This is a genomic window from Rothia sp. BD8 (assembly GCF_044878465.1).
Taxonomy (GTDB): domain Bacteria; phylum Actinomycetota; class Actinomycetes; order Actinomycetales; family Micrococcaceae; genus Rothia; species Rothia kristinae.
In genome coordinates this window covers 1-24,590 of sequence record NZ_JANJES010000004.1, presented here as the reverse complement: position 1 = coordinate 24,590, position 24,590 = coordinate 1, and the positions used below count along the sequence as shown (strand labels likewise).

The 24,590-nt window shown below is 71.8% G+C and carries 23 protein-coding genes and 1 tRNA gene; 16 read left to right on the top strand and 8 right to left on the bottom strand.

What is annotated here, in order from left to right; translation table 11 throughout:
- Positions 1-33: 33 nt before the first annotated feature.
- The gene (locus NQ707_RS04355; RefSeq protein ID WP_129357913.1) at positions 34-636 is read left to right on the top strand and encodes a malonic semialdehyde reductase; all 603 of its coding nucleotides are present in this window, start codon (positions 34-36) and stop codon (positions 634-636) included.
- 39 nt (positions 637-675) lie between these two features.
- Here the strand turns inward: NQ707_RS04355 and NQ707_RS04350 are convergent, their stop codons facing one another.
- Both NQ707_RS04350 and NQ707_RS04345 read right to left on the bottom strand, forming a co-directional pair.
- Positions 676-1,461 (bottom strand): DUF4232 domain-containing protein, encoded by a 786-nt coding sequence (locus tag NQ707_RS04350; RefSeq protein WP_404434944.1) that lies wholly within the window; start codon positions 1,459-1,461, stop codon positions 676-678.
- A gap of 25 nt (positions 1,462-1,486) precedes the next feature.
- Positions 1,487-1,807: a 2Fe-2S iron-sulfur cluster-binding protein gene (locus tag NQ707_RS04345; protein ID WP_064725447.1), complete on the bottom strand. Its 321-nt coding sequence runs from the start codon at positions 1,805-1,807 to the stop codon at positions 1,487-1,489.
- A 288-nt stretch (positions 1,808-2,095) separates the two neighbouring features.
- Between NQ707_RS04345 and NQ707_RS04340 the strand changes: the two genes are divergently transcribed.
- Positions 2,096-3,328, top strand: coding sequence for an NgoMIV family type II restriction endonuclease (locus tag NQ707_RS04340; RefSeq protein WP_404434943.1), 1,233 nt, complete (start codon positions 2,096-2,098; stop codon positions 3,326-3,328).
- A gap of 153 nt (positions 3,329-3,481) precedes the next feature.
- On the opposite strand, the gene NQ707_RS04335 is transcribed toward NQ707_RS04340, so the two are convergent.
- Positions 3,482-3,557: transfer RNA gene (locus NQ707_RS04335), tRNA-Arg, on the bottom strand.
- A gap of 451 nt (positions 3,558-4,008) precedes the next feature.
- On the opposite strand from NQ707_RS04335, the gene NQ707_RS04330 reads away from it, so the two are divergent.
- From NQ707_RS04330 to NQ707_RS04320, 3 genes are all read left to right on the top strand, one after another.
- Positions 4,009-5,865, top strand: a complete 1,857-nt coding sequence (locus tag NQ707_RS04330; RefSeq protein WP_061225419.1) for a phosphoenolpyruvate carboxykinase (GTP) — start codon at positions 4,009-4,011, stop codon at positions 5,863-5,865.
- Positions 5,866-6,011: 146 nt separating this feature from the next.
- The gene (locus NQ707_RS04325; protein WP_058730290.1) at positions 6,012-6,473 is read left to right on the top strand and encodes an Rrf2 family transcriptional regulator; all 462 of its coding nucleotides are present in this window, start codon (positions 6,012-6,014) and stop codon (positions 6,471-6,473) included.
- A 265-nt stretch (positions 6,474-6,738) separates the two neighbouring features.
- Positions 6,739-7,941: a globin domain-containing protein gene (locus NQ707_RS04320; protein WP_058730278.1), complete on the top strand. Its 1,203-nt coding sequence runs from the start codon at positions 6,739-6,741 to the stop codon at positions 7,939-7,941.
- Between the two features lie 200 nt (positions 7,942-8,141).
- On the opposite strand, the gene NQ707_RS04315 is transcribed toward NQ707_RS04320, so the two are convergent.
- A complete protein-coding gene (locus NQ707_RS04315) occupies positions 8,142-9,545 on the bottom strand; it encodes a phosphomannomutase/phosphoglucomutase (protein ID WP_058730291.1) in 1,404 nt (467 codons plus the stop codon).
- A 115-nt stretch (positions 9,546-9,660) separates the two neighbouring features.
- On the opposite strand from NQ707_RS04315, the gene manA reads away from it, so the two are divergent.
- Genes manA through NQ707_RS04295 form a run of 4 tightly spaced genes read left to right on the top strand, consistent with a single transcriptional unit; the run spans position 9,661 to position 13,833 of the window.
- The gene (gene manA, locus NQ707_RS04310) at positions 9,661-10,857 is read left to right on the top strand and encodes a mannose-6-phosphate isomerase, class I (protein WP_404434942.1); all 1,197 of its coding nucleotides are present in this window, start codon (positions 9,661-9,663) and stop codon (positions 10,855-10,857) included.
- Positions 10,850-12,196, top strand: coding sequence for an AI-2E family transporter (locus NQ707_RS04305; RefSeq protein WP_058730280.1), 1,347 nt, complete (start codon positions 10,850-10,852; stop codon positions 12,194-12,196). The genes manA and NQ707_RS04305 overlap by 8 nt, the downstream gene beginning before the upstream one ends.
- Complete coding sequence (locus tag NQ707_RS04300) at positions 12,193-12,462, top strand: ACT domain-containing protein (protein ID WP_058730281.1); 270 nt, start codon at positions 12,193-12,195, stop codon at positions 12,460-12,462. The genes NQ707_RS04305 and NQ707_RS04300 overlap by 4 nt, the downstream gene beginning before the upstream one ends.
- 9 nt (positions 12,463-12,471) lie before the next feature.
- Positions 12,472-13,833, top strand: a complete 1,362-nt coding sequence (locus tag NQ707_RS04295; protein WP_081046157.1) for a PFL family protein — start codon at positions 12,472-12,474, stop codon at positions 13,831-13,833.
- An 82-nt stretch (positions 13,834-13,915) separates the two neighbouring features.
- Here NQ707_RS04295 and NQ707_RS04290 read toward each other — a convergent pair whose 3' ends face one another.
- Entirely contained in the window at positions 13,916-15,064 is a 1,149-nt protein-coding gene (locus tag NQ707_RS04290) for a DNA polymerase III subunit delta' (RefSeq protein ID WP_058730282.1), read from the bottom strand.
- Positions 15,061-15,783 carry a dTMP kinase gene (tmk, locus tag NQ707_RS04285; protein ID WP_081046158.1) on the bottom strand — a complete coding sequence of 241 codons (723 nt, stop codon included), beginning with the start codon at positions 15,781-15,783 and terminating at the stop codon, positions 15,061-15,063. The genes NQ707_RS04290 and tmk overlap by 4 nt, the downstream gene beginning before the upstream one ends.
- A gap of 87 nt (positions 15,784-15,870) precedes the next feature.
- On the opposite strand from tmk, the gene NQ707_RS04280 reads away from it, so the two are divergent.
- Positions 15,871-16,188, top strand: coding sequence for a DUF2516 family protein (locus tag NQ707_RS04280; RefSeq protein ID WP_099049771.1), 318 nt, complete (start codon positions 15,871-15,873; stop codon positions 16,186-16,188).
- 82 nt (positions 16,189-16,270) lie between these two features.
- Positions 16,271-17,011, top strand: coding sequence for a phosphoglyceromutase (locus NQ707_RS04275; protein WP_058730283.1), 741 nt, complete (start codon positions 16,271-16,273; stop codon positions 17,009-17,011).
- A gap of 146 nt (positions 17,012-17,157) precedes the next feature.
- Here NQ707_RS04275 and phoU read toward each other — a convergent pair whose 3' ends face one another.
- The gene (phoU, locus tag NQ707_RS04270) at positions 17,158-17,820 is read right to left on the bottom strand and encodes a phosphate signaling complex protein PhoU (protein WP_058730284.1); all 663 of its coding nucleotides are present in this window, start codon (positions 17,818-17,820) and stop codon (positions 17,158-17,160) included.
- Positions 17,821-18,063: 243 nt separating this feature from the next.
- Between phoU and NQ707_RS04265 the strand changes: the two genes are divergently transcribed.
- On the top strand, positions 18,064-19,377 hold the full coding sequence (locus NQ707_RS04265; protein ID WP_081046161.1) for a cell wall metabolism sensor histidine kinase WalK: 1,314 nt from the start codon (positions 18,064-18,066) through the stop codon (positions 19,375-19,377).
- Positions 19,374-20,054, top strand: coding sequence for a response regulator transcription factor (locus NQ707_RS04260; protein WP_058730285.1), 681 nt, complete (start codon positions 19,374-19,376; stop codon positions 20,052-20,054). The genes NQ707_RS04265 and NQ707_RS04260 overlap by 4 nt, the downstream gene beginning before the upstream one ends.
- A 117-nt stretch (positions 20,055-20,171) precedes the next feature.
- On the opposite strand, the gene NQ707_RS04255 is transcribed toward NQ707_RS04260, so the two are convergent.
- Positions 20,172-20,693: a hypothetical protein gene (locus tag NQ707_RS04255; protein WP_058730286.1), complete on the bottom strand. Its 522-nt coding sequence runs from the start codon at positions 20,691-20,693 to the stop codon at positions 20,172-20,174.
- A gap of 259 nt (positions 20,694-20,952) precedes the next feature.
- Here NQ707_RS04255 and NQ707_RS04250 point away from each other — a divergent pair, with 259 nt between their 5' ends.
- The 3 genes from NQ707_RS04250 (at position 20,953) to rlmB (ending at position 24,117) form a co-directional block, all read left to right on the top strand.
- Entirely contained in the window at positions 20,953-21,474 is a 522-nt protein-coding gene (locus NQ707_RS04250; protein ID WP_058730287.1) for a CarD family transcriptional regulator, read from the top strand.
- 140 nt (positions 21,475-21,614) lie between these two features.
- Positions 21,615-23,036, top strand: a complete 1,422-nt coding sequence (gene cysS, locus NQ707_RS04245; protein WP_404434941.1) for a cysteine--tRNA ligase — start codon at positions 21,615-21,617, stop codon at positions 23,034-23,036.
- Between the two features lie 94 nt (positions 23,037-23,130).
- Complete coding sequence (rlmB, locus tag NQ707_RS04240) at positions 23,131-24,117, top strand: 23S rRNA (guanosine(2251)-2'-O)-methyltransferase RlmB (RefSeq protein WP_058730289.1); 987 nt, start codon at positions 23,131-23,133, stop codon at positions 24,115-24,117.
- Positions 24,118-24,590: the final 473 nt, after the last annotated feature.

Genomic DNA, 24,590 nt, shown 5'->3' with positions numbered 1-24,590 from the left:
CGCCGCGCCGCCCCCCCAGCCTCAGGAGCCCCCATGACCGATGTCGCCGCCGTCGCCCAGCTGTCCGAGGAGGACCTGCACCGTCTGTTCGAGGCCCGCACCGTCAGCGCCTTCGAGGACGCCGAGGTCACCGAAGACCAGCGTCGGGCCATCTATGAGCTGACGAAGATGGGTCCCACCGCCTTCAACTCCCAGCCCCTGCGCATCGTCTGGGTGTCTCAGGGTGAGGCCCGCGACCGTCTGGTCTCCCACATGATGCCCGGCAACCAGCCCAAGACCGCGGCCGCGCCGATGACCGCGATCCTCGCCGTGGACGAGACCTGGCACCACAAATTCGATCGCTTCCTGCCGGCCCGCCCCCAGATGGGGCAGATGTACCGGGAGGATGAGGAGCTGGCGCAGGAGACCGGACGCTCCAACGCCTTCATCCAGGTCGGGTACTTCGTGATGGCCGTGCGGGCCGTCGGCCTGGCCGCGGGTCCCATGACCGGGTTCGATGCCGCCGGTCTGGACGCGGATCTGCTGGCCGGGACCGGGTTGAAGTCGGTGGTGGTCGTCAACGTGGGACGCGGCAAGGACCCTGAGTACGGCAGGGGACCCCGGTACTCCTATGACGATGCCACGCTGACCCTGTGACCCTGTGACCCTGTGACCCGCGGGTGCCGCGCGCCGCGCTCAGCCGCGGGCGTCGATGGGCCCGATGGACAGCTGCTGGACCTGCGCATCGGCGCAGGCCGGCAGGGACAGGGCGACGTCGAGGCTGCCTTCCGAGTCCGGGGCGTGCACCCGCAGCCCGGCGGCGCTGGTGCGGGCGCACTGCTGCCCGTACAGCTCCGGCTGGGTGCTGCGCAGGATCGCCTGTGCGCTGCGTCCCAGTCGCAGGCGGGTGGCCTCCCCGGTCTGTTCGCTGGCCGGGATCGCCGGGGCGCCCAGCTCCGTCCCGGAATCGTCGATGAAGGAGACCTCGGGGTATCCGGACAGCGTGCAGTCCCGGTCGGAGCTGTTGGTGAAGCGCACGGCGTAGGTCGCGGACCCGGCGGCCCCGCCGGTGGAGCTGATCTGCACGTTGAGGTCCCCGGTGGTGCACCGGCCGGAGGCCTCGGCGGTCTCCGGGGCGGCGGAGACGCTCGGTGCGGGTGCGGTGCTCAGGTCCGCGGATGCCGTCGGGGAGGCCGCAGGGGCGGGGGTCGGGCTCGCCGTCGGGGAGAACGGGACCGCCGTCGGGGTCTGCGCGGCGGCGGTGGGGGACCCGCTCGATGTCGGGGCGGCGGCCTGGGAGCCGGATCCGGTGGGGGCCGCCGCGACGGTGCCGGTGGGGTGCGCGGAGGTCGTCGGTGCGGAGGCGGCGGCGGATCCGGCCGAGTGGTCCGTCGCGTCGTCGGCCGAGCAGCCGCCGAGCAGCAGGCCCGCCGCGATCAGGGCGACGGCCGCGCGCAGCCGGGAGGTGAAGGGTGCGTTCATGCGGGGGAGGGGTCGGGGACAGAGATCACATACCCGGTTTCAGGGTCACGGTCGCCCCGTCCAGGCCCTCGTGGTATTCGGTCTGGCAGGACAGCCGGGAGTACTCGGTGGCGACGTCGTCGATCATCTCCAGCAGGTCCTCCTCCTCCTCGGTGCGCTCCCCGCCGGCCGGGTAGTGCTGCGGGTCCAGGAAAGCGTGGCAGGTGGCGCAGGAGGCGTTGCCGCCGCAGGTGGCCAGCACCGGGTACTGGTTCTTATGCAGGCACTCCAGGAGGGTCTGGTTCTCGGTCCACTCGACGTCGCGGACTTCGCCGGCTTCGTCCACCACGGTGATGTTGATGCTCACTTGCTCTCCAGGGTCGATGCGTTCAGGCCGCGCCCGGTGCGCGTCGGTGCCTCGGGCGGGGCAGTCCGCGACGTCGGGCGTGCGGCCCGGGCCTTCCAGGCCAGTGTAGTGCGGGCCCGTGTCGCCGGAGAATCGGCTGGGTCACGGGAGAGGGCTGCTCGAGCCCGAGCGGCAGCCGGGGCTGTCTCCGGCTGAGGGGTCGTGCGCCGGTACTCCGTCGGGGCACCGGGTACTGTGTGCATGGCCCCGGGAGAACACCGGGAGCGGACGGTAAGAGGAGGAGCCACCATGGCCGGCAGGCGCCGCAGGTCCACCGAGCAGACCGACGGGCAGGAGCAGTTCCTGTTCTCCCTGGACCTCGCCGAGTTCGCCGAACCCGCCGGCGGGGACGCCGACGCAGAGACCGCCGTCCAACAGCCCTCGGCCCCGCAGCGGCCGGCCGACGCCGCCCCTTCCGTGATGCCCGCGCAGGCCCCTGGTTCGGGAGCTTCGGGTCCGGAGGCCCCGGGCCAGGGCGCCTCGACCCCGCGGGAGACCCCGCGCCCGGCCGACGTCGTCGGAACGGCAGCGGAGGCCGAACCCCACGAGGAGGCCATGACCCGCGCGGAGCGGGCCGCCTCCCGCCGCCAGGGCCCGGAGTATCTGCTGGATCGGGCCCGCAGGGTCTTCCACCGCGCCCTGATCGACGAGCGGGTCCTGGTGACCCGTCCGGGCTCCGGGGTGCCCTCCAACGCGGACACCGGCTCGGGCTCGAGCCTGCGCTACGCCCGGGCGATCGCGGAGGGCATCGGGGCGGTGGAGGCCCACCCGCGCTCCCCGGGGCATTCCGCGGGCCGCAGCTTCGAGCGGGCCGTGGCCGCGTATCTGCAGGCGGTGCTGCAGGCCCTGGACGGGATCCGGCCCGGGGAATGGACGGTGCGCCGGCTGGGGGACCGCGGAGCCGATGGGACCATCCGGGACGCCTCGGAGATCTTCGAGCAGTACGAGCACCTCGCGGCGCTGCGCGAGATCGTGGAGGGCAGCCGGGATCTGCGGGCCGTGCTGGGTGCGGAGGCGGAGCTGCTGGCCCCCGACGTCGTCGTGATGCGCTCGCCGCTGTCCGATCGGGACCTCAACGCCGTGACCCGCCTGGTGGATCCGCTGGGCCCATTGGCCTCGGCCAGCCCCCTGCGCTCCGCGGTGCAGCCCAAGCCGCTGCTGCACGCGGTGGTCTCCTGCCGGTGGACGCTGCGCAGCGATCGGGCCCAGCAGGCCAAGGCGGAGGCGCAGCAGCTGATCCGCAACCGCCGCGGCCGGGCCCCGCACCTGGTGATGGTCACGGGCGAGCCGATGCCTTCGCGCCTGGCGGCTGTCGCCCTGGGCACGGGGGAGCTGGACTGCGTCTACCACTTCGCGCTGCACGAGCTGATGGACGCCATCGACCCCGCGGTGGATCCGGCCGGTGCGGAGCTGATGCACACGATGGTGCAGGGCCGCCGCCTGCGCGACATCTCCGACCTGCCCCTGGACCTGGCGATCTGAGCGCCCGACGTCGTCCGCCCGTCTCTGACCCGCCCTCGCCCAGAACGTGCGGTCTCGCGCCGTCGTGAGGGCCCCGCGCGGAGTGGACTGCGGCGGAATCCGCCCCGGAACGCGAAGAAGCCCCGTCACCAGGTGGTGACGGGGCTTCCGATGTGGTGCGCCCGAAGGGATTCGAACCCCCAACCTTCTGATCCGTAGTCAGATGCTCTATCCGTTGAGCTACAGGCGCCTGGTCCGCGATCACGAGCGCCGAAGCGCTCGCTCGAACCAGATACCAGCGTACACGCGCCCCCGGGTTCGCGCCAATCGCCGGGCTGTGACCTCGGTTGCAGAGCGCGATCAGAGTGCGAGCAGCTCCCACGCAGACCACCCGGGGAACCGGCCCGCTCCCACTCGCACCCCCGCGCCGGTCGTCAGGCTGACCCCGCGTGCAGAGCGTGAGAGGCCCGCACGTCCAGCGGCGTCAGGACCCACCCAGAGCCTCGACGTCGTCGCCGTGTCACGTGTGCCGCAGCCCCGGGCGTTCCGGGTTACGCTGGTCCCATCACACGGGCTCCCACCCGCGTGGCTGCGTCGTCCCCTCTCTCCGATGGATCGCTGCCGTGGCCACACCGGGAGAGCGCCGAACACAACGAAGTGCGTGATGGCCCGACGTGCGGGCCGGACCTGAAGGGAATCTCATGACTGACAACGTCGTCGGAACCAGCGGCCTGGAGCCGGCCGTGCGCGAGGCGCTGGAGAACGCGCCCACCACGCACCGGCACCTGCTGGAGTGGGTGCGGGAGGTCGCCGAGCTCACCCAGCCGCGGCAGCTGCACTGGGTGGACGGTTCCCGGCAGGAGTGGGATCGGCTGACCACCGAGCTGGTCGACGCCGGGACGTTCGTGCGCCTGGCCGAGGAGAAGTTCCCCAACTCCTTCGCCGCGTTCTCCGATCCGGAGGATGTGGCCCGGGTGGAGGAGCGCACCTACATCTGCACCGAGACCGAGGAAGGCGCGGGCCCCACCAACAACTGGATGGATCCGCAGCAGATGCGCGGGATCCTCACGGAGAAGTTCCGCGGGGCGATGCGCGGGCGGACCATGTACGTGATCCCCTTCGTCATGGGGCACCTGGATGCGGCCGAGCCCCGCTACGGGGTGGAGATCACCGATTCCGCGTACGTGGTGTGCTCGATGCGCATCATGGCGACCATCGGCTCGGAGGTCCTGGAGAAGATGACCCGGCAGGACGCGTTCTTCGTGGAGTGCCTGCACTCCGTCGGCGCGCCCCTGGCCGACGGCGAGCAGGACGTGCCGTGGCCGTGCAACCCGGAGAAGTACATCGTGCAGTTCCCGGAGAAGCGGGCCATCTGGTCCTTCGGGTCCGGGTACGGCGGCAACGCGCTGCTGGGCAAGAAGTGCTACGCCCTGCGCATCGCCTCCGCGATCGCCCACGACGAGGCGTGGCTGGCCGAGCACATGCTGATCCTGAAGGTCACGGACCCGCAGGGGGAGGTCCACTACATCTCCGGTGCCTTCCCGTCGGCCTGCGGGAAGACGAACTTCGCGATGATCCACCCGACGGTGGAGGGCTGGTCCGCGGAGATGGTCGGGGATGACATCTCCTGGATCACCTTCGATGCCGAGGGGCGCCCGCGCGTGATCAACCCGGAGGCCGGGCTGTTCGGCGTCGCCCCCGGCACCGGCTGGTCCACCAACCCCAATGCGATGCGCGCGGTGGCCGCGGGCAACACGATCTTCACAAACGTGGCGCTGACCGACGACGGCGGGGTCTGGTGGGAGGGCATGACCGACGAGGTCCCGGAGCACCTGACGGACTGGACCGGTCAGGACTGGACCCCGGATTCCGGTCGGCCGGCCGCGCACCCGAACTCCCGGTTCTGCACGCCCATCGACCAGGTGGACATGCTCGCCCCGGAGTACCACGACCCGGAGGGCGTGCCGCTGTCCGCGATCATCTTCGGCGGGCGCCGCAAGACCACGGTGCCGCTGGTCTCGGAGTCCTTCGACTGGGAGCACGGGGTGTTCCAGGGGGCGACGCTGTCCTCGGAGACCACGGCCGCGGCCAAGGGCCAGGTGGGCGTGGTGCGCCGGGATCCGATGGCGATGCTGCCGTTCATCGGCTACAACGCCGGGGACTACCTGCACCACTGGCTGGACATCGCGCAGCAGCACGGCGAGCAGAACATGCCGCGGATCTTCTACGTCAACTGGTTCCGCCGCACCCCCGACGGCGGGTTCGCGTGGCCGGGCTTCGGGGAGAACTCCCGGGTGATCCAGTGGATCGTGCAGCGGCTCAACGGCACCGGCGGCGGCCAGGAGACGCCGGTGGGCGTGGTCCCGACCCCGGAGGATCTTGACCTGGACGGGCTGGATGCCGACCCGGAGGACGTGGCCGCGGCCCTGCGGGTGGATGCCGAGGAGTGGAGGAAGGAGCTGCCCGGGATCGACGAGTGGCTGGAGAAGCTCGGGGACCACGTGCCGCCGCAGATCCGCGAGCAGCGCGAGGCCCTGGCCCGGCGCCTGGGCGCCTGAGCCGCGGCCCGACGACGGCGGCTGGCCGCCGCCGCTAGGATGGACCGCATGCCGATGACGGGGTCCGGGAATCGAGGAGTCGGTTTCCGGGCCCCGTCGTCGTGTCCGGTGCGGCGGATCAGGACCAGGGGGAGGAGGCCGCGCAGATGAAGCTGACCGCGTTCTCCGACGTCGGGCTGCGGGTGATGATGCTGCTGTCCGGGGTGCCGGAGGGCTCCAAGCTGACCACCCACGAGCTGGCCGACGGGGTGGCCACCCCCTATAACCACGTGGCCAAAGCCGTGGCGCGCCTGAGCGGGCTGGGGCTGGTGCAGGCCACCCGCGGGCGCTTCGGCGGGGTGCGGATCACCGAGGCCGGACGTCGGGAGTCCGTGGGCCACCTGCTGCGGGAGCTGGAGGGGGACCAGCCGATGGTCGAGTGCGAGGCGCCCGACGGCGAGTGCCCCCTGAACCACCTGTGCTCCCTGCGCGGGGTTCTCAACCGGGCGCGCGAGGCCTTCTACGCGGAGCTGGACGCCGTGATCATCTCCGAGCTGCCGCATTCCCGACAGATGGGCCCGGTCATGGTGCAGCTGGGCCTGCGCCCCCCGCAGGACGCCCTCGCCTGACCCTTCCCGGGGCGCGCGCGGGTTCGGGACCCTCCCGCCTCACCGCGACCCGGCGCTCTCGTTCCCACCCTTGCGCGAGACGGCGCTTTCGTTCCCAGAAAAGCCAGATTCGGGAACCGGAGCGCCGGGTCGGTGAAGCCGGTGCACCGGAGCGCCGTCTCGGTGCGCGCCGTCGGCCCCGCCCCGCAAGGGCGCCATCCCCGACATATTCAGCATCTCCCGTGCTAGTTTTTAAGGGCATCCCATCACCGGAGGAAGGAGCCCCATGCTCTCCGAGAAGTCCCGCCCCGTCGTCGAGGCGACCCTGCCCGTCATCGCCGAGCGGATCCCGCACATCACGCCGGTGTTCTACCGGGACATGTTCGCCGCCCGTCCGGACCTGATGGACGGCATGTTCTCCCGCTCCTCGCAGCTGGAGGGCACCCAGCCGCGGGCGCTGGCCGGGTCCATCGCGGTGTTCGCGCAGTGGATCGTGCAGCACCCGGATTCGTACCCGGAGGAGGTGCTCTCCCGGGTGGCCCACAAGCACGCCTCGCTGGGGCTGCGCCCGGAGGAGTACCCGACCGTGTACCGGTACCTGTTCGGGGCGATCGCGAAGGATCTGGGGGAGGCAGCCACCGAGGAGGTCGTGGCGGCGTGGACCGAGGTGTACTGGCTGATGGCCGACGCCCTGATCGCCCTGGAGAAGGGGCTCTACGCCGTGCAGGCCAATGACGTGATGCGCGCGCCGTTCCGCTTGGTGCGCCGGGTGCGGGCCGCCGACGACGTCGCGGACCTGACTTTCGAGCCGGCCGACGACACCCCGATGACCCCGGCTCAGGCCGGGCAGTACGTCTCGATCTTCTGCCGCGCCGAGGACGGTCTGCTGCAGCCGCGCCAGTTCACCCTGCTGCCCAGTGAGCCGGGGCAGCGGCGCATCGCGGTCAAGCTGGACCCGGCGGGGGAGATGACCCCGATCATCCTGGACAAGCTGACCGAGGGGGACGTCATCGAGATCTCCAACCCGTACGGGGATGTGACGCTGGGCGGTTTCGGGGACGACGGCGACGGTCCGCTGTGGCTGTTCTCGGCCGGGATCGGCGTGACCCCGATGATCGCGTTCGTCTCCGAGCTGGTGCGCCAGGGCTCCCAGCGGGAGGTGACGGTGGTGCACACCGCGCGGGATTTCGCCTCCTGGCCGCTGCGCGAGGAGCTGGCGGAGCTGGTGGCCCGCCTGCCGCACGGCCGGCTGATCTCCTGCACGACGGCGTCGGCGGAGGGAGACCACGCCGGGCGCGTGCGGGTGCCCGAGCTGGACGTGCCGGCCGACGCCGTGGCGTACCTGTGCGGGCCGCTGCCGTTCATGAAGGACGTGCGCTCGCAGCTGGTCGACGCCGGCGTGCCGGGCCAGCGCATCCGCTATGAGATCTTCGGCCCGGACCAGTGGATGCTGCACGACCAGGCCCGCGAGGAGCCGGCCGCGGCCTGAGCGGGCCCCATCGGCCCCCTGATCCCGCACCGACCCGGCGCTCCCGTACCCACCCACGCAGCGACCCGGCGCTCTCGTTCCCGGAAATCCGGATTCCGGGAACGAGAGCGCCGGGTCGATGAAGAGCCTGCACGAAAGCGCCGGGTCGGCGACGGCGCAGGCGCGGCGCGGCCCGCGCCGCGCCGCAGCGCAGGAGAGCCCTACCCCTCCTGGCGCACCAGCCCCAGCACGCGGTCGCGCACCCGCTCCATAGTCGCGGTGTCCGGGGCCTCCACGTTCAGGCGCAGGAAGGGTTCGGTGTTGGACGGGCGCAGGTTGAACCACCAGCCCTCGGCCGCGGAGGTGAAGGTGGTGCCGTCGGAGTCCTCCACGGTCACGTCCTCACCGGCCAGGGCCTCGCGCACCCGGTCCACCGCGGCGGCCTTGTCCTCGATGGTCGAGTTGATCTCCCCGGAGGCCGTGTACGGGCTGTACTGCTCGGCCAGCTCGGACAGGGGCTTGTCCTGCCCGCCCAGGGCGGCCAGCACGTGCATCGCGGCGAGCATGCCGGTGTCCGCGTTGAAGAAGTCCTTGAAGTAGTAGTGCGCGGAGTGCTCCCCGCCGAACACCCCGTGCTCGGAGGCCATGACGGCCTTGATGAAGGAGTGGCCCACGCGGGTCTTCACCGCGCGCCCGCCCTTGGCCTCCACCAGCTCCGGCACGGCCTTGGAGGTGATCAGGTTGTAGATGATCACCGGCTGCTCGTTCCCGTCGGCCTGGGCGCGGGCGATCTCCCGCTCGGCCACCAGGGCCGCGATCGCCGAGGGGGTGACCGGCTCGCCCTTCTCGTCGATGACGAAGCAGCGGTCGGCGTCTCCGTCGAAGGCCAGGCCCAGGTCCGCCCCGTGCTCGACGACGGCGGCCTGCAGATCCCGCAGGTTGGCCGGCTCCAGCGGGTTGGCCGGGTGGTTGGGGAAGGTGCCGTCCAGCTCGAAGTACAGGGGCACGATCTCCAGGGGCAGGGCCTCCAGCTTCGCATCGCCCAGCACGGCCGGGGTGGTCATCCCGCCCATGCCGTTGCCGGCGTCCACCACGACCTTCAGCTTCCGGATCCCGGACAGGTCCACCAGGTCGCGCAGGTACCGGGCGTAGTCGGCCAGGATGTCCCGCTCCTCCACGGTCCCGGTGCGCTCACCGGCGGGGACGCCGTCGTCCAGGTAGCGCTGGGCCAGGTCCCGGATCTCGTACAGCCCGGTCTCGGAGGAGACGGGCACCGCACCGGCCTTGGCCATCTTCATCCCGTTGTACTGCGCCGGGTTGTGGGAGGCGGTGAAGGTGACCCCGGGGGCGTCGAACACGCCGCAGGCGAAGTACAGCTCGTCCGTGGAGATCAGCCCGATCTTCACGACGTCGGCCCCGCGCGCGGTGGCCCCGCGGGCGAAGGCGTCCATGAACTCCGGGGAGCTGGGGCGCATGTCCCCGCCCACCAGCACGGTGGTCCCGGCCAGGTCCTGCACGTCCACGAACGCGGCGGCGGTGGCCTCCACGGTCTCGGCGGTGATGGTCTCGCCCACGATGCCGCGGACATCGTAGGCCTTGAAGGATTCGGAAAGATCAATGCTCACGGCGCCCACTCTAGCCGGTGAGCCCCCGCCCGGCCTGGAGATGCACCGGCGCGGGTGACGCCCGATGCTCCCGCCCGGTGTGGTTTCATGGGGGACCATGGGCCACCTTCATGCCATGCGCAATCCGATCCAGCACTACGCCTGGGGCACCCGGGACACGCTCGCGCAGATGCGGGGCGCCCCCGTGCCCGCCCCGGAGCCGGAGGCCGAGCTGTGGGTCGGCGCGCATCCCAAGTCCCCGTCCGTCCTGGTGCAGGACGGAGTCGAGCGCTCCCTGGCCGAGGCCGTGGAGGCCGAGCCGCAGCGGTTCCTGCCCGAGGGTGCGGACCGCTTCCCCTTCCTGTTCAAGATCCTGGCGATCGCCGCGCCCCTGTCCCTGCAGGTGCACCCCTCCCGGGAGCAGGCCGAGGTCGGCTTCGCCGCGGAGGAGGCCGCCGGGGTCCCGGTGGATGCCCCGCATCGCAATTACAGGGATCGCGGCGCCAAGCCGGAGACCGTCATCGCCGTCTCCCCGGTGCGCATCCTCACCGGCATCCGCCCGGCCGAGCAGCTGCGCGAGATCGCCGAGGCCCTGGATCTGCGGTGGCTGGCGGAGAAGGCGCAGCTGGACGCCGCCGCCCTGATCCGCGCCATCTTCGACGCCGACGACGCCGCCGCGGCCCGGGACCTGCAGGTCACGGTGGCCGCGGCCCGGGACTGGGCGGTCGAGCACCCCTTCGACCCGCACCGCACCCCCGCCCATCAGGAGGCCGCCGGGGAGCGGATCACCGCCCTGGCGGACCTGGTGCTGCTGCTGGATGAGGCGTACCCGGGGGACCGGGGCATCCTCGTGGCCACGGCCATGAACCAGCTGTTCCTGGAGCCGGGCCAGTCCGCGCACACCCCCGCCGGGCAGGTGCACGCCTACGTCTCCGGCACGGCCGTGGAGATCATGGAGGCCTCGGACAACGTCATGCGGGCGGGCCTGACGCCCAAGCACGTGGACGTGGAGCAGATGCTCACCGTGCTGGTCCCGGATCAGCCGGCCCCGCCGCTGCGCGGGCCCGAGGAGGTGGCCCCGGGCGTGCACCGCTACGCCACCTGGGACCCGACGCTGAGCGTGACCCGGCTGGATCTGGACGGCCAGGAGCCGCTGAGCTTCCGCTGCGAGGGGCTTTCCGCCCTGCTGTGCACCGACGGCGAGGTCGAGGTGACCGGCCCGGACGGCGTCGTCCACCGGCTGCGCGGCACCGACTCCCTGCTGCACACCGGCACCCCGGATGACCTGGTCCTGACCGGGGCCGGCCGACTGTACTGCGCCAGCCATGTCTGAGCCGCGCCCGGCCGAGCCCGCCCAGGGCTCCACGGCGTCCGCCCAGGATCCGGAGGCAGCCGCCCAGGACCCCGAACGGACCGGCTCCGCCCGCCCCATCACGCCGCACCGCAGCGACCTGGCCCCCTGGCAGGACGAGCCGCAGGCGGTGGAGGCGGACCCGGCGGCAACCCCCCGCCCGGGAGCGCCCCTGGGCGCGGTCTCCGTGCTGACCCTGGCCGGGCTCGTCGTGCTCATGGTGGGACTGCAGTACGTCGCGGACGTCTTCGGTCCGGCCTTCCTCGCCTTCTCCCTGGTCATCGCGGTGCGTCCCCTGCGGCTGTGGCTGACGGACCGGAAGGTGCCGGGCTGGATCGCCGGCGCGGGTGTGGCGGTGCTGCTGTACGCCATCCTGTTGGCCATCGTCGGGTCCATGGCCTACTCCGTGATGGCCCTGGTGGAGAAGGCCCCGGACTACGCCGGGAAGTTCCAGACCCTCTACGTGCAGCTGCGGGATCTGCTGACCCAGTGGGGCATCAACGAGACGGACCTCGGCAACTCGGTGCTGGAATACGCCCAGCCCAGCCGCATCATCACCGCCCTGACCACCGTGCTGACCGGGCTGTCCTCGGTCGGCTCGCAGCTGTTCGTGCTCGTCATGGTCGTGGCCTTCCTCATGATCGACTCCACGATCATCCAGGGCCGCCGGGGCCAGCTGCTGGCCGCCCAGCAGGGGCTGGGCCAGGCCTTCGAGGACTTCTCCCGCCGCACCTCCAAGTACTGGATCGTCAACACCGTGTTCGGTGCGATCGTCGCGGCCCTGGACTGGCTGGTGCTGCTGTGGCTGGGGGTGCCCCTGGCTTTCACGTGGGGCGTGTTCGCCTTCGTCACCAACTACATCCCCAACATCGGCTTCGTCATCGGGGTGATCCCCCCGGCGCTGCTGGGCCTGCTCGACGGCGGCCCGGCCACCGCGCTGTGGGTCATCGTCTGGTTCTCCGTGATCAACTTCGTCGCCCAGGCGGTGATCCAGCCGAAGATCACCGGCGACGCCGTCGGGCTGAACACCACGGTCACGTTCCTGTCCCTGATGTTCTGGTCCGCCGTCATCGGGCCGCTCGGCGCGATCCTCGCGGTGCCGCTGACCCTGTTCTTCAAGGCCGTGCTCATCGATTCGGATCCGCGCTCGCGGTGGGTGGGCATCGCCTTCGACTCCCGCGGCCGTCCCATCGACCTGCGCGGCACGGCCCGCATGATCAACGACGACGGGCGGATCTCCCTGCGCCGGGCCTACGGCCGGGAGGCCCCGCACCCCACCGAGACCCCATCCACCCGGCAGCACACCGAGGAGCAGCCATGAAGATCATCCTGACCGTCACCGGCCCGGACCGCGTGGGCATCATCGCCGCGGTCGCCACCCGCCTGGCCGCGCTGGAGGTGAACATCCTCAACGTCTCCCAGACCCTCATGGACGGGTACTTCACCATGATCATGCAGGGCTCCTTCGACGACGCCGCCGGCTCCATCGAGGCGATCCAGGAGGACATGGCCGCGGTGCAGGAGCAGATGGGCGTGATCGTGCGCATCCAGTCCGAGGCCATCTTCGACGCGATGCACCAGCTCTAGGGGGCCCGCATGATCGACACCAACGCGAACATCCTCGAGACCATCCAGATGATCGAGGAGGACCGCCTCGACATCCGCACGGTCACCATGGGCATCTCCCTGCTGGACTGTATCGACGGGGACGGGGAGACCGCCCGGCGTCGGATCTACGAGAAGATCACCACCCGCGCGGCCCGGCTGGTGCAGGTGTGCCAGGGGATCGAACGGGAGCTGGGCATCCCGATCATCAACAAGCGGGTCGCGGTCACCCCGATCGCCCTGGTGGCCGCCGCCAGCGGGGAGCAGGACCTCACCGAGTACGCCGGCACCCTGGACGCCGCGGCCAAGGCCGTGGGGGTGGACTTCATCGGCGGGTTCTCCGCCCTGGTGGACAAGGGGGCCACCCCGGCGGACCGGGCCCTGATGGCCTCGATCCCGCAGGCCCTGGCCGAAACCGACGTCGTGTGCTCGTCGGTGGACATCGGCTCCTCCCGCGCCGGGATCAACATGAACGCGGTGCGCACCATGGGGCAGGTGATTCGCGAGACCGCGGAGCTGACCGCGGACGCCCACGGTTTCGGCTGCGCCAAGCTGGTGGTCTTCGCCAACGCGGTCTCGGACAACCCGTTCATGGCCGGCGCCTTCCACGGGGTGCAGGAGGCGGACACCGTGATCTCGGTGGGCGTGTCCGGGCCGGGGGTGGTCAAGCGGGCCCTGGAGAAGGTGCCCGGCGCCCCGCTGGATGTGGCCGCGGAGACCATCAAGAAGGCCGCGTTCAAGATCACCCGGGTGGGGCAGCTGGTCGGGTCCCTGGCCTCCCAGCGCCTGTACACCGAGTTCGGGATCGTGGACCTGTCCCTGGCGCCCACCGCGGAGGTCGGGGATTCGGTGGCCCGGGTCCTGGAGGAGCTGGGCCTGGAGACGGTCGGCACCCACGGGACGACGGCGGCCCTGGCCCTGCTCAACGACGCGATGAAGAAGGGCGGGCTGATGGCCTGCTCCCGGGTGGGCGGGCTGTCCGGGTCCTTCATCCCCGTCTCGGAGGACATCGGGATGATCGAGGCCGCCGCGGCCGGGGCGATCACCCTGGACAAGCTCGAGGCGATGACCGCGATCTGCTCGGTGGGTCTGGACATGGTGGCCGTGCCGGGGCAGACCTCCGCGGCCACGCTGTCCGCGATGATCGCCGACGAGGCCGCGATCGGGGTGATGAACCACAAGACCACCGCGGTGCGCCTGATCCCGGCGATCGGGCTGGGGGTCGGGGAGATGGTGGAGTTCGGCGGCCTGCTGGGCCGGGCCCCGGTGATGCCGGTGCACGAGGCCTCCCCGGAGGTCTTCGTCGCCCGCTCCGGGACCATCCCCTCCCCGGTGCACGGCTTCCGCAACTGAGACCTTTCGGGGCGGGCCCGGGCCCCGCCGGCTCGGCGCCCGGCCCGCCCGCGGCGTCGGCGCTCCGACGGCCCCCGCGCCGTCAGTGCCGCAGCATCAGGGCCGCGGCCATCGCCTCGAAGGCCAGGCGCGGGTTGGCGTTGGTGGAGATCCGCCGGCGGGTCAGGGCGATGGTGTCCAGCTGCTCCAGCGTCCGCTCGGGGGAGGAGTTCAGCGCGTAGTCGGCCAGCTCCCGCTGCAGGTGCCGGTTGACCAGGGTGGAGCCGGACTCCAGCTGCAGGGTCAGCACGTCCCGGTAGAAGGTGGACAGGTCGATGAGGAAGCGATCCAGGGTGTCCACCTGGATGCGCCGGGAGCGGCGCTTCTGGTCCTCCTCCAGTCGGCGCACCGCCGCCTGGATGTTCGGCGGCAGCCGCCCAGACTCCGGGGCGCCCAGGCTGACCAGCAGCTGCGCCCGCTCGGCTTCGTTGCGCTCCTCGGCATCCGCGGCGGCCTCCGCCTCCGCGGTGGCGATCAGCCGATCCGCCGCGGCCACGGCCGCCCCGATCCCGTCCAGACCCAGCGGCAGGCGCACCACGTCCTCCCGGCGCTGACGGGCCTGCGGATCCAGGGCCAGACGCCGGGCGATGCCCACGTGCCCCTGGGCCAGGCGGGCCGCCTGCAGCGCGGTGGTCTCCTCGACGCCGTCGCGCCGGCTGAGCAGTCGAGCCACCTCCTCGGGGGCGGGGACCTTCAGGCGCACGGGGCGGCAGCGGGAGCGGATGGTCACCAGCACGTCCACCGGGCTGGGGGCGCACAGCAGCCACACGGTGTGCGGCGGCGGCTCCTCGATGGCCTTGAGCAGCACGTTGGAGGTGCGCTCGGGCATCCGGTCCGCGTCCTCCACGATGATGATCCGCCAGCGTCCGACGGCGGGCCGGTCCTGGGCGCGCACCACCAGGTCCCGGGCCTCCTCGATCTTGATGGTGAGGTTCTCGGTGGCGAAGTCCGTGACGTCGGCGTGGGAGCCGGCCATCGCGGTGCGGCAGGAGCGGCACCGCCCGCAGCCGCGCTCCTCCGGGTCCTCCCGTTCGCACAGCAGGGCTGCGGCCAGGGCGCGGGCGGCGGTGGAGCGCCCGGAGCCGGGCGGGCCGGTGAACAGCCAGGCGTGGGCGGGGGAGCTCTGGGCGGCGGCCCGACGCAGCTGGGCCACGGCCGCCTCCTGGCCCACCAGCTGATCCCAGACGCTCACGGCCGGGTCTCCGGTGCAGCGGTACCGGTGAGCAGCGCACCCAGGTACGGCAGGTGCTCGCCGATCACAGCGTCGATGCGCGCGGCCACCTCGGCCACCTCGCCCCGCCCGTCCACGGCCTGACGGCTCCCGCCGCGGGCTGCCAGGGCCCGGAAAGCCTCCGCGGTGCGGGAACGGAAGGCGTCCGGCTCGGCCTCCAGCCGGTCCGGGGCCTCGCCGCGGGCGGCCAGGCGGGCCCGGGCGTCGTCGTCGGGCACCTGGAGGAACAGGGTCAGATCCGGCAGCAGCTCGCGGGTGGCCCAGCGGGACAGGTCCGCGATCGTCTGCTCGCCGAGGCCGCGTCCGGCGCCCTGGTAGGCCGCGGAGGAGTCCAGGTAGCGGTCGCAGATCACCACGGCCCCGCGGGCCAGGGCCGGGCGGATGGTCTGCTGTGCGTGGGCGGCGCGGGCCGCGGCGTAGAGCAGGGCCTCCGCGCGGGCGTCCATCTCGCCGTGGTCGGGGTCCAGGAGCAGCTTGCGGACGCGCTCGCCGAGGGGGGTGCCGCCGGGTTCGCGGGTCAGCACGACGTCGGCCCCGGCGGCCTCCAGGCGCTGGGCCAGCAGCCGGGCCTGGGTGGACTTGCCGCCGCCGTCCCCGCCCTCCAGGGCCAGGAACGTCCCGGGCAGGGCCTGGTCGGCGGTGCCCGGGGCCTCAGGGTGGTAGCTCAGCGCGTCAGTCACCTGCCCAGGGTATCCGAACCCCGCCCCGCGGCCGCGGGGCGGCTGGGGACAGCCCGTGCGGCGGGGGTCTCGGCTAGGCTGTGGCACATGTTCGTGCTGCGCATCGTGATGGCCCTGGAATTCGGCATCAACCTCGCCCTGGCCCTGCTGCTGGTCGTGCTGGCGATCTACGCCTTCGTCACCGCGGTCTCCGCCCAGCCCAGCGCCTTCGAGGTCATGGGCAAGCGGACCAAGGGCTTCTGGCTGGCGCTGACCGGCGGCAGCCTGCTGGTCGCGCTGCTCTCGGCGTGGACCTCCTTCGGCGGCGGCAGCTCCTCCCTGTTCCTGCAGCTGGTAGCGGCCGTGATCGTCGGGGTGTACCTGGCGGATGTGAAGCCGGAGGTGGCCCCGCGGCGTCGGCGCTGAGAGCCGCGTCCCCACCCGGTGCGAGGCGGCGCACCCCGTGCCGGTCCTTCCCTGACCCCGCCGTCGGTGCGAGAATGGGGGCATGGCTGAGACATACAAGCTCGTGCTGCTGCGGCACGGACAGAGCGAATGGAACAAGGAGAACCTGTTCACGGGATGGGTGGATGTCCCCCTGTCCGAGCAGGGACGCGCGGAGGCGAAGAAGGGCGGCGCGCTGCTGAAGGAGCGCGACATCCTGCCCGAGGTCGTGCACACCTCGCTGCTGCGCCGGGCGATGAACACCGCGAACATCGCCCTGGATGAGGCGGACCGCCTGTGGATCCCCGTCAAGCGCAGCTGGCGCCTGAACGAGCGGCACTACGGCGCGCTGCAGGGCAAGAACAAGTCCGAGATCCGCGAGAAGTACGGCGAGGACCAGTTCATGCAGTGGCGCCGCTCCTACGACGTGCCGCCGCCGGCCATCGAGGACGACGACGAGTTCTCCCAGGCCCATGACCCCCGCTACGCGGACGTGGCCGACGCCCCCCGCACCGAGTGCCTCAAGGACGTGCTCGAGCGGATGTTGCCGTACTGGAAGGACGGCATCGTCCCGGACCTGAAGGCCGGCAAGACCGTGCTGGTCGCCGCGCACGGGAACTCCCTGCGCGCGCTGGTCAAGCACCTGGACGGCATCTCGGATGAGGACATCTCCGGGCTGAACATCCCGACCGGCATCCCGCTGTACTACGAGCTGGACGAGGACCTGAAGCCCGTCAAGCCCGGCGAGTACCTGGATCCCAACGCCGAAGAGGCCATCAAGGCCGTGGCGAACCAGGGCAAGTAGCCCGTCCGCCGCACCCGGCGCCCACGGAGGAAGGGGCCCGCACCGAGTCGCTCGGTGCGGGCCCCTTCCCCCGTCTCTGCGGGGATGCTCGGTGCCCGGCCCCATCCTGAGCCGGGTCGTGCCTCCGGCCGATCGGCCGGCCGGGCTCAGGGGGCGGAGGGCAGGTCCCGCCCGGCGTCCCACTCCCCGGTGACCAGGTAGGCCACCTTCCGGGCCACCGCGACGCCGTGGTCCCCGAAGCGCTCCAGGTACCGGGAGACCAGGGCGATGTCCACGGTCGTCTCCGGGGACCAGCCGCCCTCGGCCACCGACCCGAACACGGAGGCGTGCAGCTCGTTCAGCCGGGCCTTCGCGGTGTGGATCGCGTCGGCGTCGGCCAGGTCCTGGCTCGTGAGCAGCCGGGTCACCGCCTCCACGATGCGCAGGTCCAGGTCCGCCATCTCCCGGAAGGTCCCCAGCAGGGGCTCCGGGATGACGGACTCGGGGTAGCGCAGCCGCGCGGTCTGGGACAGGTGCCGGGCCAGATCCCCCATGCGCTCCAGGGACGCGCTCATCCGCAGGGCCGCGACGATGCGGCGCAGATCCGAGGCCACCGGGGCCTGCAGGGCCAGCAGGTCGATCGCGCGCTCATCCAGCTGGGTCTGGCGCAGGTCGATCCGGGCATCATCGGAGATGACCTCCTCGGCCAGCTCGACGTCGGCCTCGAACAGGGATTCGGAGGCCCGGATCAGTGCGGCGCGCACCAGATCGGAGATCTCCACGAGGTCCTCGCCGATCTGCTGGAGCTCGGCCTGGAAGACGGTGCGCACGGTGCTCGGTCCTTTCCTGCGCCCGGGCTCTCGGTCTGCGGGGCGCTCATGGTGGGTGGGGCCGCCCCGCGGGTGCCCGACGCCGCGATGGTGCGGCGAGGGACGCGGCGGGGCGCATCGGTCTCCCATGGTGCCGGGCCGGGATGAACGGGCGGGGCGCGCGGGGATGAACGGCAGGTGAACCTCCGGTGCCGGGCGTCGTCGGAGGCCGATGGGCGCAGGCGCCCCGCTAAGCTGGTGCCCGTGAGTCCCGTAGCCATCGCCGTGCTGTGCGGTCTGATCGGCGCCGGGCTGGGCCTGCTCAGCCACGTCGCCATGCGCCGCAGCGACCGCCAGCGCTCGGATTGGGCCCTGGTGGAGGAGCCGGTCATCAGCGACGGCGCCGCGCAGGTGCTGGCCGTCGTGGGCCGGGCCTACGTGGTGGTGGACGCGGTGGACGGCGTCGTGCGCGCCTCGCAGGCCTCCTACGCCTACGGCCTGGTGCGCGGGCACGAGATCGTGCAGGAGGAGCTGGTGGAGCTGATCCGCCAGGTCCGGCGCAGCGGCGTCATCGTGGAGCGCACCGTGGAGATCTCCCGCGGCGCCTCGGGCCGCTCGGTGCTCATCCTCAACGTGCGCATCGCGCCGGTGGCCGATGAGTACATCCTGCTGCTGGCCGATGACCGCACGGAGATCACCCGGGCCCAGGCGATCCGCACGGACTTCGTCGCCAACGTCTCCCACGAGCTGAAGACGCCGGTGGGCGCGGTGCGTCTGCTGGCCGAGGCCATCGACTCCGCGGCCGGGGACGAGGAGGCCGTGCGCCACTTCACCCGCCGCCTGCACAAGGAGTCCGAGCGGCTCACGGCCCTGGTGCACGACGTCATCGAGCTCTCCCGCCTGCAGGGCACGGACGTGGTCCAGGAGGGCCGGGTGGTGGATGTGAACCGGACGGTGCGCGAGGCCGTGGACCGCAACCGGTTGCCGGCCGAGGCCAAGTCCATCTCCCTGCGCATCGGCGGCACGGCGCCGCGCCCGGTGCACGGGGACCCGGAGATGCTCATGACGGCGCTGCGCAACCTCATCGACAACGCGATCCGCTACTCCCCGGAGAACACCCGGATCGGGGTGGGGATCCGCTCCAAGGACGGCACGGTGCGCATCTCGGTCAAGGATCAGGGCCCGGGCATCCCCGAGGCGGAGCAGGATCGGATCTTCGAGCGGTTCTACCGGGTCGACGCCGCCCGCTCCCGGCAGACCGGCGGGACGGGCCTGGGACTGTCGATCGTCAAGCACGTGACGGCCCAGCACGGCGGGGAGATCAGCGTCTGGTCCACCCCCGGGCAGGGCTCCACGTTCACCATGAGCCTGCCGGAGGTGGATGAGCAGGCCCAGCGCGAGCTGGCCGAGGGCGACGGCATCCCCGCGGGTTCCCCGGCCCCGCCGGTGGAGGTGCTCACCGCCCCGGCCACCCCGGGGCGCGTGCCCGCGCCGGCCGAGACCGCAGCACGCACAGCACACGCACACGAGGTCGGTCCCGGCAGGCTCCGGGACCGGAAGGAGGAGACCGGAGCATGACGAGGATCTTGGTGGTGGAGGATGAGCAGGCCCTGAGCGAGCCGCTGGCCTTCCTGCTGGGCAGGGAGGGCTTCGAGGTGACGGTCAGCGAGGACGGCCTGGACGCCGTCGAGCGCTTCGAGCGCTCCGGGGCGGATCTGGTGCTGCTGGATCTGATGCTGCCCGGGCAGTCGGGCACCGAGGTGTGCCGCCAGCTGCGTCAGCGCTCCTCCGTGCCGATCATCATGCTCACGGCCAAGGACGCGGAGATCGACAAGGTGCTGGGTCTGGAGCTCGGCGCGGATGACTACGTGACGAAGCCGTACTCCTCCCGGGAGCTGCTGGCCCGGATCCGGGCGGTGCTGCGTCGCCGCACGGATCGGGAGGATCCGGTGGACGCGGTGGTGCAGGGTGGGCCGGTGCGCCTGGACCCGGACCGGCACGTGGTCAGCGTGCAGGGGGAGGCGGTGTCGATGCCGCTGAAGGAGTTCGAGCTGCTGGAGCTGCTGCTGCGCAACGCCGGGCGGGTGCTGACCCGCGGGCAGCTGATCGAGCGGGTCTGGGGCAGCGACTACGTCGGGGACACCAAGACCCTGGATGTGCACATCAAGCGGCTGCGCTCCAAGATCGAACCGGACCCCTCCCACCCCCGCCACCTCGTCACGGTCCGGGGTCTGGGCTACAAGTTCGAGGACTGAGGCCGGGCCGGGCGAAGGCCGCCGATCACGACGACGGCCCCGCCTCCTGCTCTGGGCAGGCGGCGGGGCCGTTCTCGCGTGCGGGTGACGGGGGAGGGGCGCTCGGCCCCGGGGTCATCAGTGCCCGTGGCCCTCGGTGGGCTTGGCCGGCGGGGTGTAGTCGGAGCCGCCGGGGATGTACTGGCGGTACTCGTCCAGCGCGCCGTTGAGCACGGGGACGTCGGTGGTGGTGGACTGCCCGCCCACGGAGATCTTCGTGCCCTCCAGCATCTTGCCCGGCAGCACCCCGGCCGGGTCCACGAGGGTCTCGTCGTCTTCGAGGTGGACCTCGGAGTTGGCGGGCACCTCGATGCGGGCGGTGGCCTTGCCGGTGTCCACGGTGACGGTCGCCGCCCGGTCCGCGCCGTTGAGCACGGTGCCGAGCAGGCGGCCCTCGGAGTCGGCGTCGTTGGCGACGACCATGATGTTGCGCACCCGGATGTCTCCGACGTTGGCACTCACACCGTCGGAGGCGTCGTAGTGGAAGGTCGTGGGCTGCTGGTGGATGTAGCCGCAGCCGGCGGTGGCCGTGAGCACGGCCGCGGCCAGCGCCGCGGTCGCTCCGATGCGGCGGGCGCCTGAGCGGGGTGCGAACGTCACGTAGGACTCCTCGAGATGTGGTGATGCGGTGCGCCGTGTCCGTCTCGCGCCCGGGTGGGCGCGGTCGGGGGCAGGGCCTGTGCGGCCCCAGTCTAGCCCCTTGTGGCGACGATGCGTCAGCATGACACCCGCGGTGGGTATGGCCGCGTCGTGCCGCCCGGGTGCCTTCCGGTGCACCCGGGTTGCGGCCCGACCGGTCGGGATCGGTGAGCAAGCCCACGCGCGTGCTAGGATAGGCGGGCTGAAAGGGGTAGACCATATGCTTTTTGAGGTCGGCGAGACCGTCGTGTATCCGCATCACGGAGCGGCCACGATCGAGGAGATCAAGACCCGCGTGATCAAGGGCGAGGAGAAGACCTATCTGAAGCTCCAGGTGGCCCAGGGGGATCTGACGATCGAGGTCCCCGCGGACAACGTGGACATGGTCGGGGTGCGCGACGTCGTCGACGAGGAGGGCCTGGCCGAGGTCATCTCCGTGCTGCAGGCCTCCGATGTCGAGGAGGCCGCCAACTGGTCCCGGCGCTTCAAGGCCAACACGGAGAAGCTGGCCTCCGGCGACGTGCTGAAGGTCGCCGAGGTGGTGCGCGATCTGTGGCGTCGCGAGCAGGTCAAGGGCCTGTCGGCCGGGGAGAAGCGGATGCTGTCCAAGGCCCGCCAGATCCTCTCCTCGGAGGTGGCCCTGGCGCGGGACATCGACGAGGACGCCGCGGAGGCGGAGCTGGATCGGATCCTGGCCGAGGGCACCGAGGCCGCCCAGGAGGCCGAGCCGGCGAAGAAGTGACTTCCGCGGCCCCGCCGCGGAGCCGACGACGGGCGCGTCCCCCTTCCCGCGCGGAGGGGGCGCGCCCGTCGTCGTGCGCGGGTGAACCGGTGTGACCGCACGGCGCTGCCGCGCGGGGGCGCATCGGTAGACTGGGCCGGGTGAGTCTGCGTTTCTACAGCACCGATACCGCCGCCATCCGCGATTTCCAGCCCGTGCATCCGGGTGAGGCCCGGCTGTACTACTGCGGCGCGACCGTCCAGGGCGCCCCGCACATCGGCCACGTCCGCTCCGCCCTGGTCTTCGACCTGCTGCGGCGCTGGCTTCAGCACCGCGGGTACCGGGTGACCACGGTGCGCAACGTGACGGACATCGACGACAAGATCCTCGCCAACGCCGAGGCCTCCAGTGCCCCGGGCTACGCGGGGGAGCACCCGGATGAGCCGTGGTGGGCGCTGGCCTACCGCTTCGAGAAGGTCTTCGCCGACGCCTACGCGGCCCTGGGCATCGACCCGCCCACCTACGAGCCGCGGGCCACCGGGCACATCCCGGAGATGCACGCGCTGATCGCCCGGCTGATCGAGCGCGGCCACGCCTACCCCGCCCTGGATGACTCCGGTGACGTCTACTTCGACGTGCGCTCCTGGCCGGATTACGGCAGCCTCACCCGCCAGCGGGTCGAGGACATGCAGGACGTCCCGGACGCGGATCCGCGCGGCAAGCGCGACCCCCGGGACTTCGCCCTGTGGAAGGGACACAAGGAGGGCGAGCCGCTGACGGCCTCCTGGGATTCCCCGTGGGGCCGAGGCCGGCCGGGCTGGCACCTGGAGTGCTCGGCGATGGCCGGGAAGTATCTGGGCGAGCGCTTCGACATCCACGGCGGCGGGCTGGACCTGCGCTTCCCGCACCACGAGAACGAGCTGGCCCAGTCCACCGCGGCCGGATACGGCTTCGCGAACTTCTGGCTGCACAACGGGCTGGTGACCTACGAGGGCGAGAAGATGTCCAAGTCCATCGGCAACACGGTCTCTCCGGCGGATATGCTCGCCGCGGCCCGACCCCTGGCGGTGCGCTACTACCTGGGTCAGGCCCATTACCGCTCCGTGCTGGACTACCGGCCGACCTCCCTGGAGGAGGCGGGCACCGCCGTCGAGCGGGTGGAGGCCTTCCTCGTCGCGGCGGGGGTCCCGGAGGCCGGCGAGGTCCCGGAGGCCTTCGGCGAGGCGATGGACGATGACCTCAACGTCCCGCAGGCCCTGGCCGTGCTGCACGAGACCGTGCGCGCGGGCAACGCCGCTCGGGCCGAGGGACGCACGCAGGATGCCGCGGCCCGCGCCCGCGAGGTGCGGGCGATGACCGACGTGCTCGGGCTGAGCCCCCTGATGAGCTTCGCCGGCTCGGCAGGCTCCGACGGGGATGCCGAGCACCGTGCCCTGGATGCCCTGGTCCGCTCGCTGGTGGATCAGCGCGCGCAGGCCCGGGCTCAGCGGGAGTGGGCGCGCGCCGATGAGCTGCGGGACCAGCTGGCCGCGGCCGGGGTCCGGGTGGAGGACGGCCCCGAGGGCTCGACCTGGAGCGTGTGAGGCTCCGGGCGGGAGCACACGCAGGACACGACGACGCGATGGGCCGGGTGGCCCTCGCCCATGCAGGACACGAAGACGCGGAGGACACCAGAAGATGGCTGAGAGCAGACGACCCGGGGCGATCCGGAAGGGCAAGAAGGGTCCGCTGAAGGGCACGGGCGGGCACGGCCGCAAGGCCCTGGAAGGCAAGGGCCCTACGCCCAAGGCGGAGGACCGGCCCTATCACAAGGCGCACAAGATGAAGCGGGCCGCGGCCAACCGCCAGGCCACCAACACCGCCCGGCGCACCTCCCAGCGGCTGGGCGGCAAGCGCACGAGCGAGGAGCTGGTGACCGGGCGCAACGCGGTCCTGGAGTCGCTGCGCGCGGGGATCCCCGCCAAGCACCTGTACGTCATGGCCAACATCGAGGCCGATGAGCGGGTCAAGGAGATCGTCGCGACCGTGACCAAGCTGGACGTGCCGGCCCTGGAGATCACCCGCAGCGAGATCGAGCGGCTCACCGAGGGCGCGGTGCATCAGGGGGTCGCCCTGCAGATCCCGCAGTACAAGTACCCCGACGCCGGGGATCTGACCCGGGCCGTCATGGCGGATTGGCAGGAGGGGCGTCTGCAGCGTCCCCCGCTGTTCGTGGCCCTGGACGGGATCACGGATCCGCGCAACCTGGGGGCGGTGATCCGCAGCGTGTCGGCCTTCGCCGGGCAGGCGGTCATCGTCCCGGAGCGCCGGGCCGCGGGTGTCACGGCCTCGGCCTGGAAGACCAGCGCCGGTGCGGCGTCGCGGATCCCGGTGGCGAAGGCGACCAACCTGACGCGGGTCATCCAGGACCTGAAGACCCAGGGCGTGTTCGTGGTCGGGCTGGACGGGGACGGCGAGGTCTCCCTGCCCGAGCTGGAGCTGGCCACGGAGCCGCTGTGCATCGTCGCCGGCTCCGAGGGCAAGGGCCTGTCGCGGCTGGTCGCGGAGAACTGCGATCAGATCGTCTCCATCCCGATCGACAGCGCGATGGAGTCCCTGAACGCCTCGATGGCGGTGGGCATCACCCTGTACGAGGTGGCCCGACGTCGGGCGGCCGCGGCCTGAGCGCAGGCGGGTGGCCGGGGGCCGCGGGAAGTGCGATGCACGTCATGCTCCTCCGGCTTGCCGGCCTCCGGTGGCCTGTGTACTGTTGACCGAGTCGCCGAGAGGCCCGGAAGGGTCCGCGGCGGCGCGGCCCACGTGGACCGCGGCACCGGCTTGCGCCGGATGATCCGATGGTCTAGAGTGGAGATCCGCTGCTTCGCCCGACCACGATGTGGGAGGAAGGGGAGCAGCAGGTGAACACGGCGGAAACGCCGGGTTGACCGGCCGGGAAGACTGGACTACAGTTGATCCGGCGGCCGCGGGAGCGGGCTTCCGAAGATTCGGGAGTTGCGTTGCCGAGACAGGCTCGTTGTTTGAGAACTCAATAGTGTGCTTTGTTCACTCTGATGGTGCATACCAAGTATTTTTTGTGAATGACTGTGGTCATCATGCAGAGTGTTGGTGCAGCGTGGAGGCCACCCCGTGGCTGGTGA

Coding starts and splice junctions, on each gene's coding strand:
- NQ707_RS04355 (WP_129357913.1), top strand. CDS start 34: ATGACCGATGTCGCCGCCGTCGCCCAGCTGTCCGAGGAGGACCTGCAC.
- NQ707_RS04350 (WP_404434944.1), bottom strand. CDS start 1,461: ATGAACGCACCCTTCACCTCCCGGCTGCGCGCGGCCGTCGCCCTGATC.
- NQ707_RS04340 (WP_404434943.1), top strand. CDS start 2,096: ATGGCCGGCAGGCGCCGCAGGTCCACCGAGCAGACCGACGGGCAGGAG.
- NQ707_RS04330 (WP_061225419.1), top strand. CDS start 4,009: ATGACTGACAACGTCGTCGGAACCAGCGGCCTGGAGCCGGCCGTGCGC.
- NQ707_RS04325 (WP_058730290.1), top strand. CDS start 6,012: ATGAAGCTGACCGCGTTCTCCGACGTCGGGCTGCGGGTGATGATGCTG.
- NQ707_RS04320 (WP_058730278.1), top strand. CDS start 6,739: ATGCTCTCCGAGAAGTCCCGCCCCGTCGTCGAGGCGACCCTGCCCGTC.
- manA (WP_404434942.1), top strand. CDS start 9,661: ATGCGCAATCCGATCCAGCACTACGCCTGGGGCACCCGGGACACGCTC.
- NQ707_RS04305 (WP_058730280.1), top strand. CDS start 10,850: ATGTCTGAGCCGCGCCCGGCCGAGCCCGCCCAGGGCTCCACGGCGTCC.
- NQ707_RS04300 (WP_058730281.1), top strand. CDS start 12,193: ATGAAGATCATCCTGACCGTCACCGGCCCGGACCGCGTGGGCATCATC.
- NQ707_RS04295 (WP_081046157.1), top strand. CDS start 12,472: ATGATCGACACCAACGCGAACATCCTCGAGACCATCCAGATGATCGAG.
- NQ707_RS04280 (WP_099049771.1), top strand. CDS start 15,871: ATGTTCGTGCTGCGCATCGTGATGGCCCTGGAATTCGGCATCAACCTC.
- NQ707_RS04275 (WP_058730283.1), top strand. CDS start 16,271: ATGGCTGAGACATACAAGCTCGTGCTGCTGCGGCACGGACAGAGCGAA.
- NQ707_RS04260 (WP_058730285.1), top strand. CDS start 19,374: ATGACGAGGATCTTGGTGGTGGAGGATGAGCAGGCCCTGAGCGAGCCG.
- NQ707_RS04250 (WP_058730287.1), top strand. CDS start 20,953: ATGCTTTTTGAGGTCGGCGAGACCGTCGTGTATCCGCATCACGGAGCG.
- rlmB (WP_058730289.1), top strand. CDS start 23,131: ATGGCTGAGAGCAGACGACCCGGGGCGATCCGGAAGGGCAAGAAGGGT.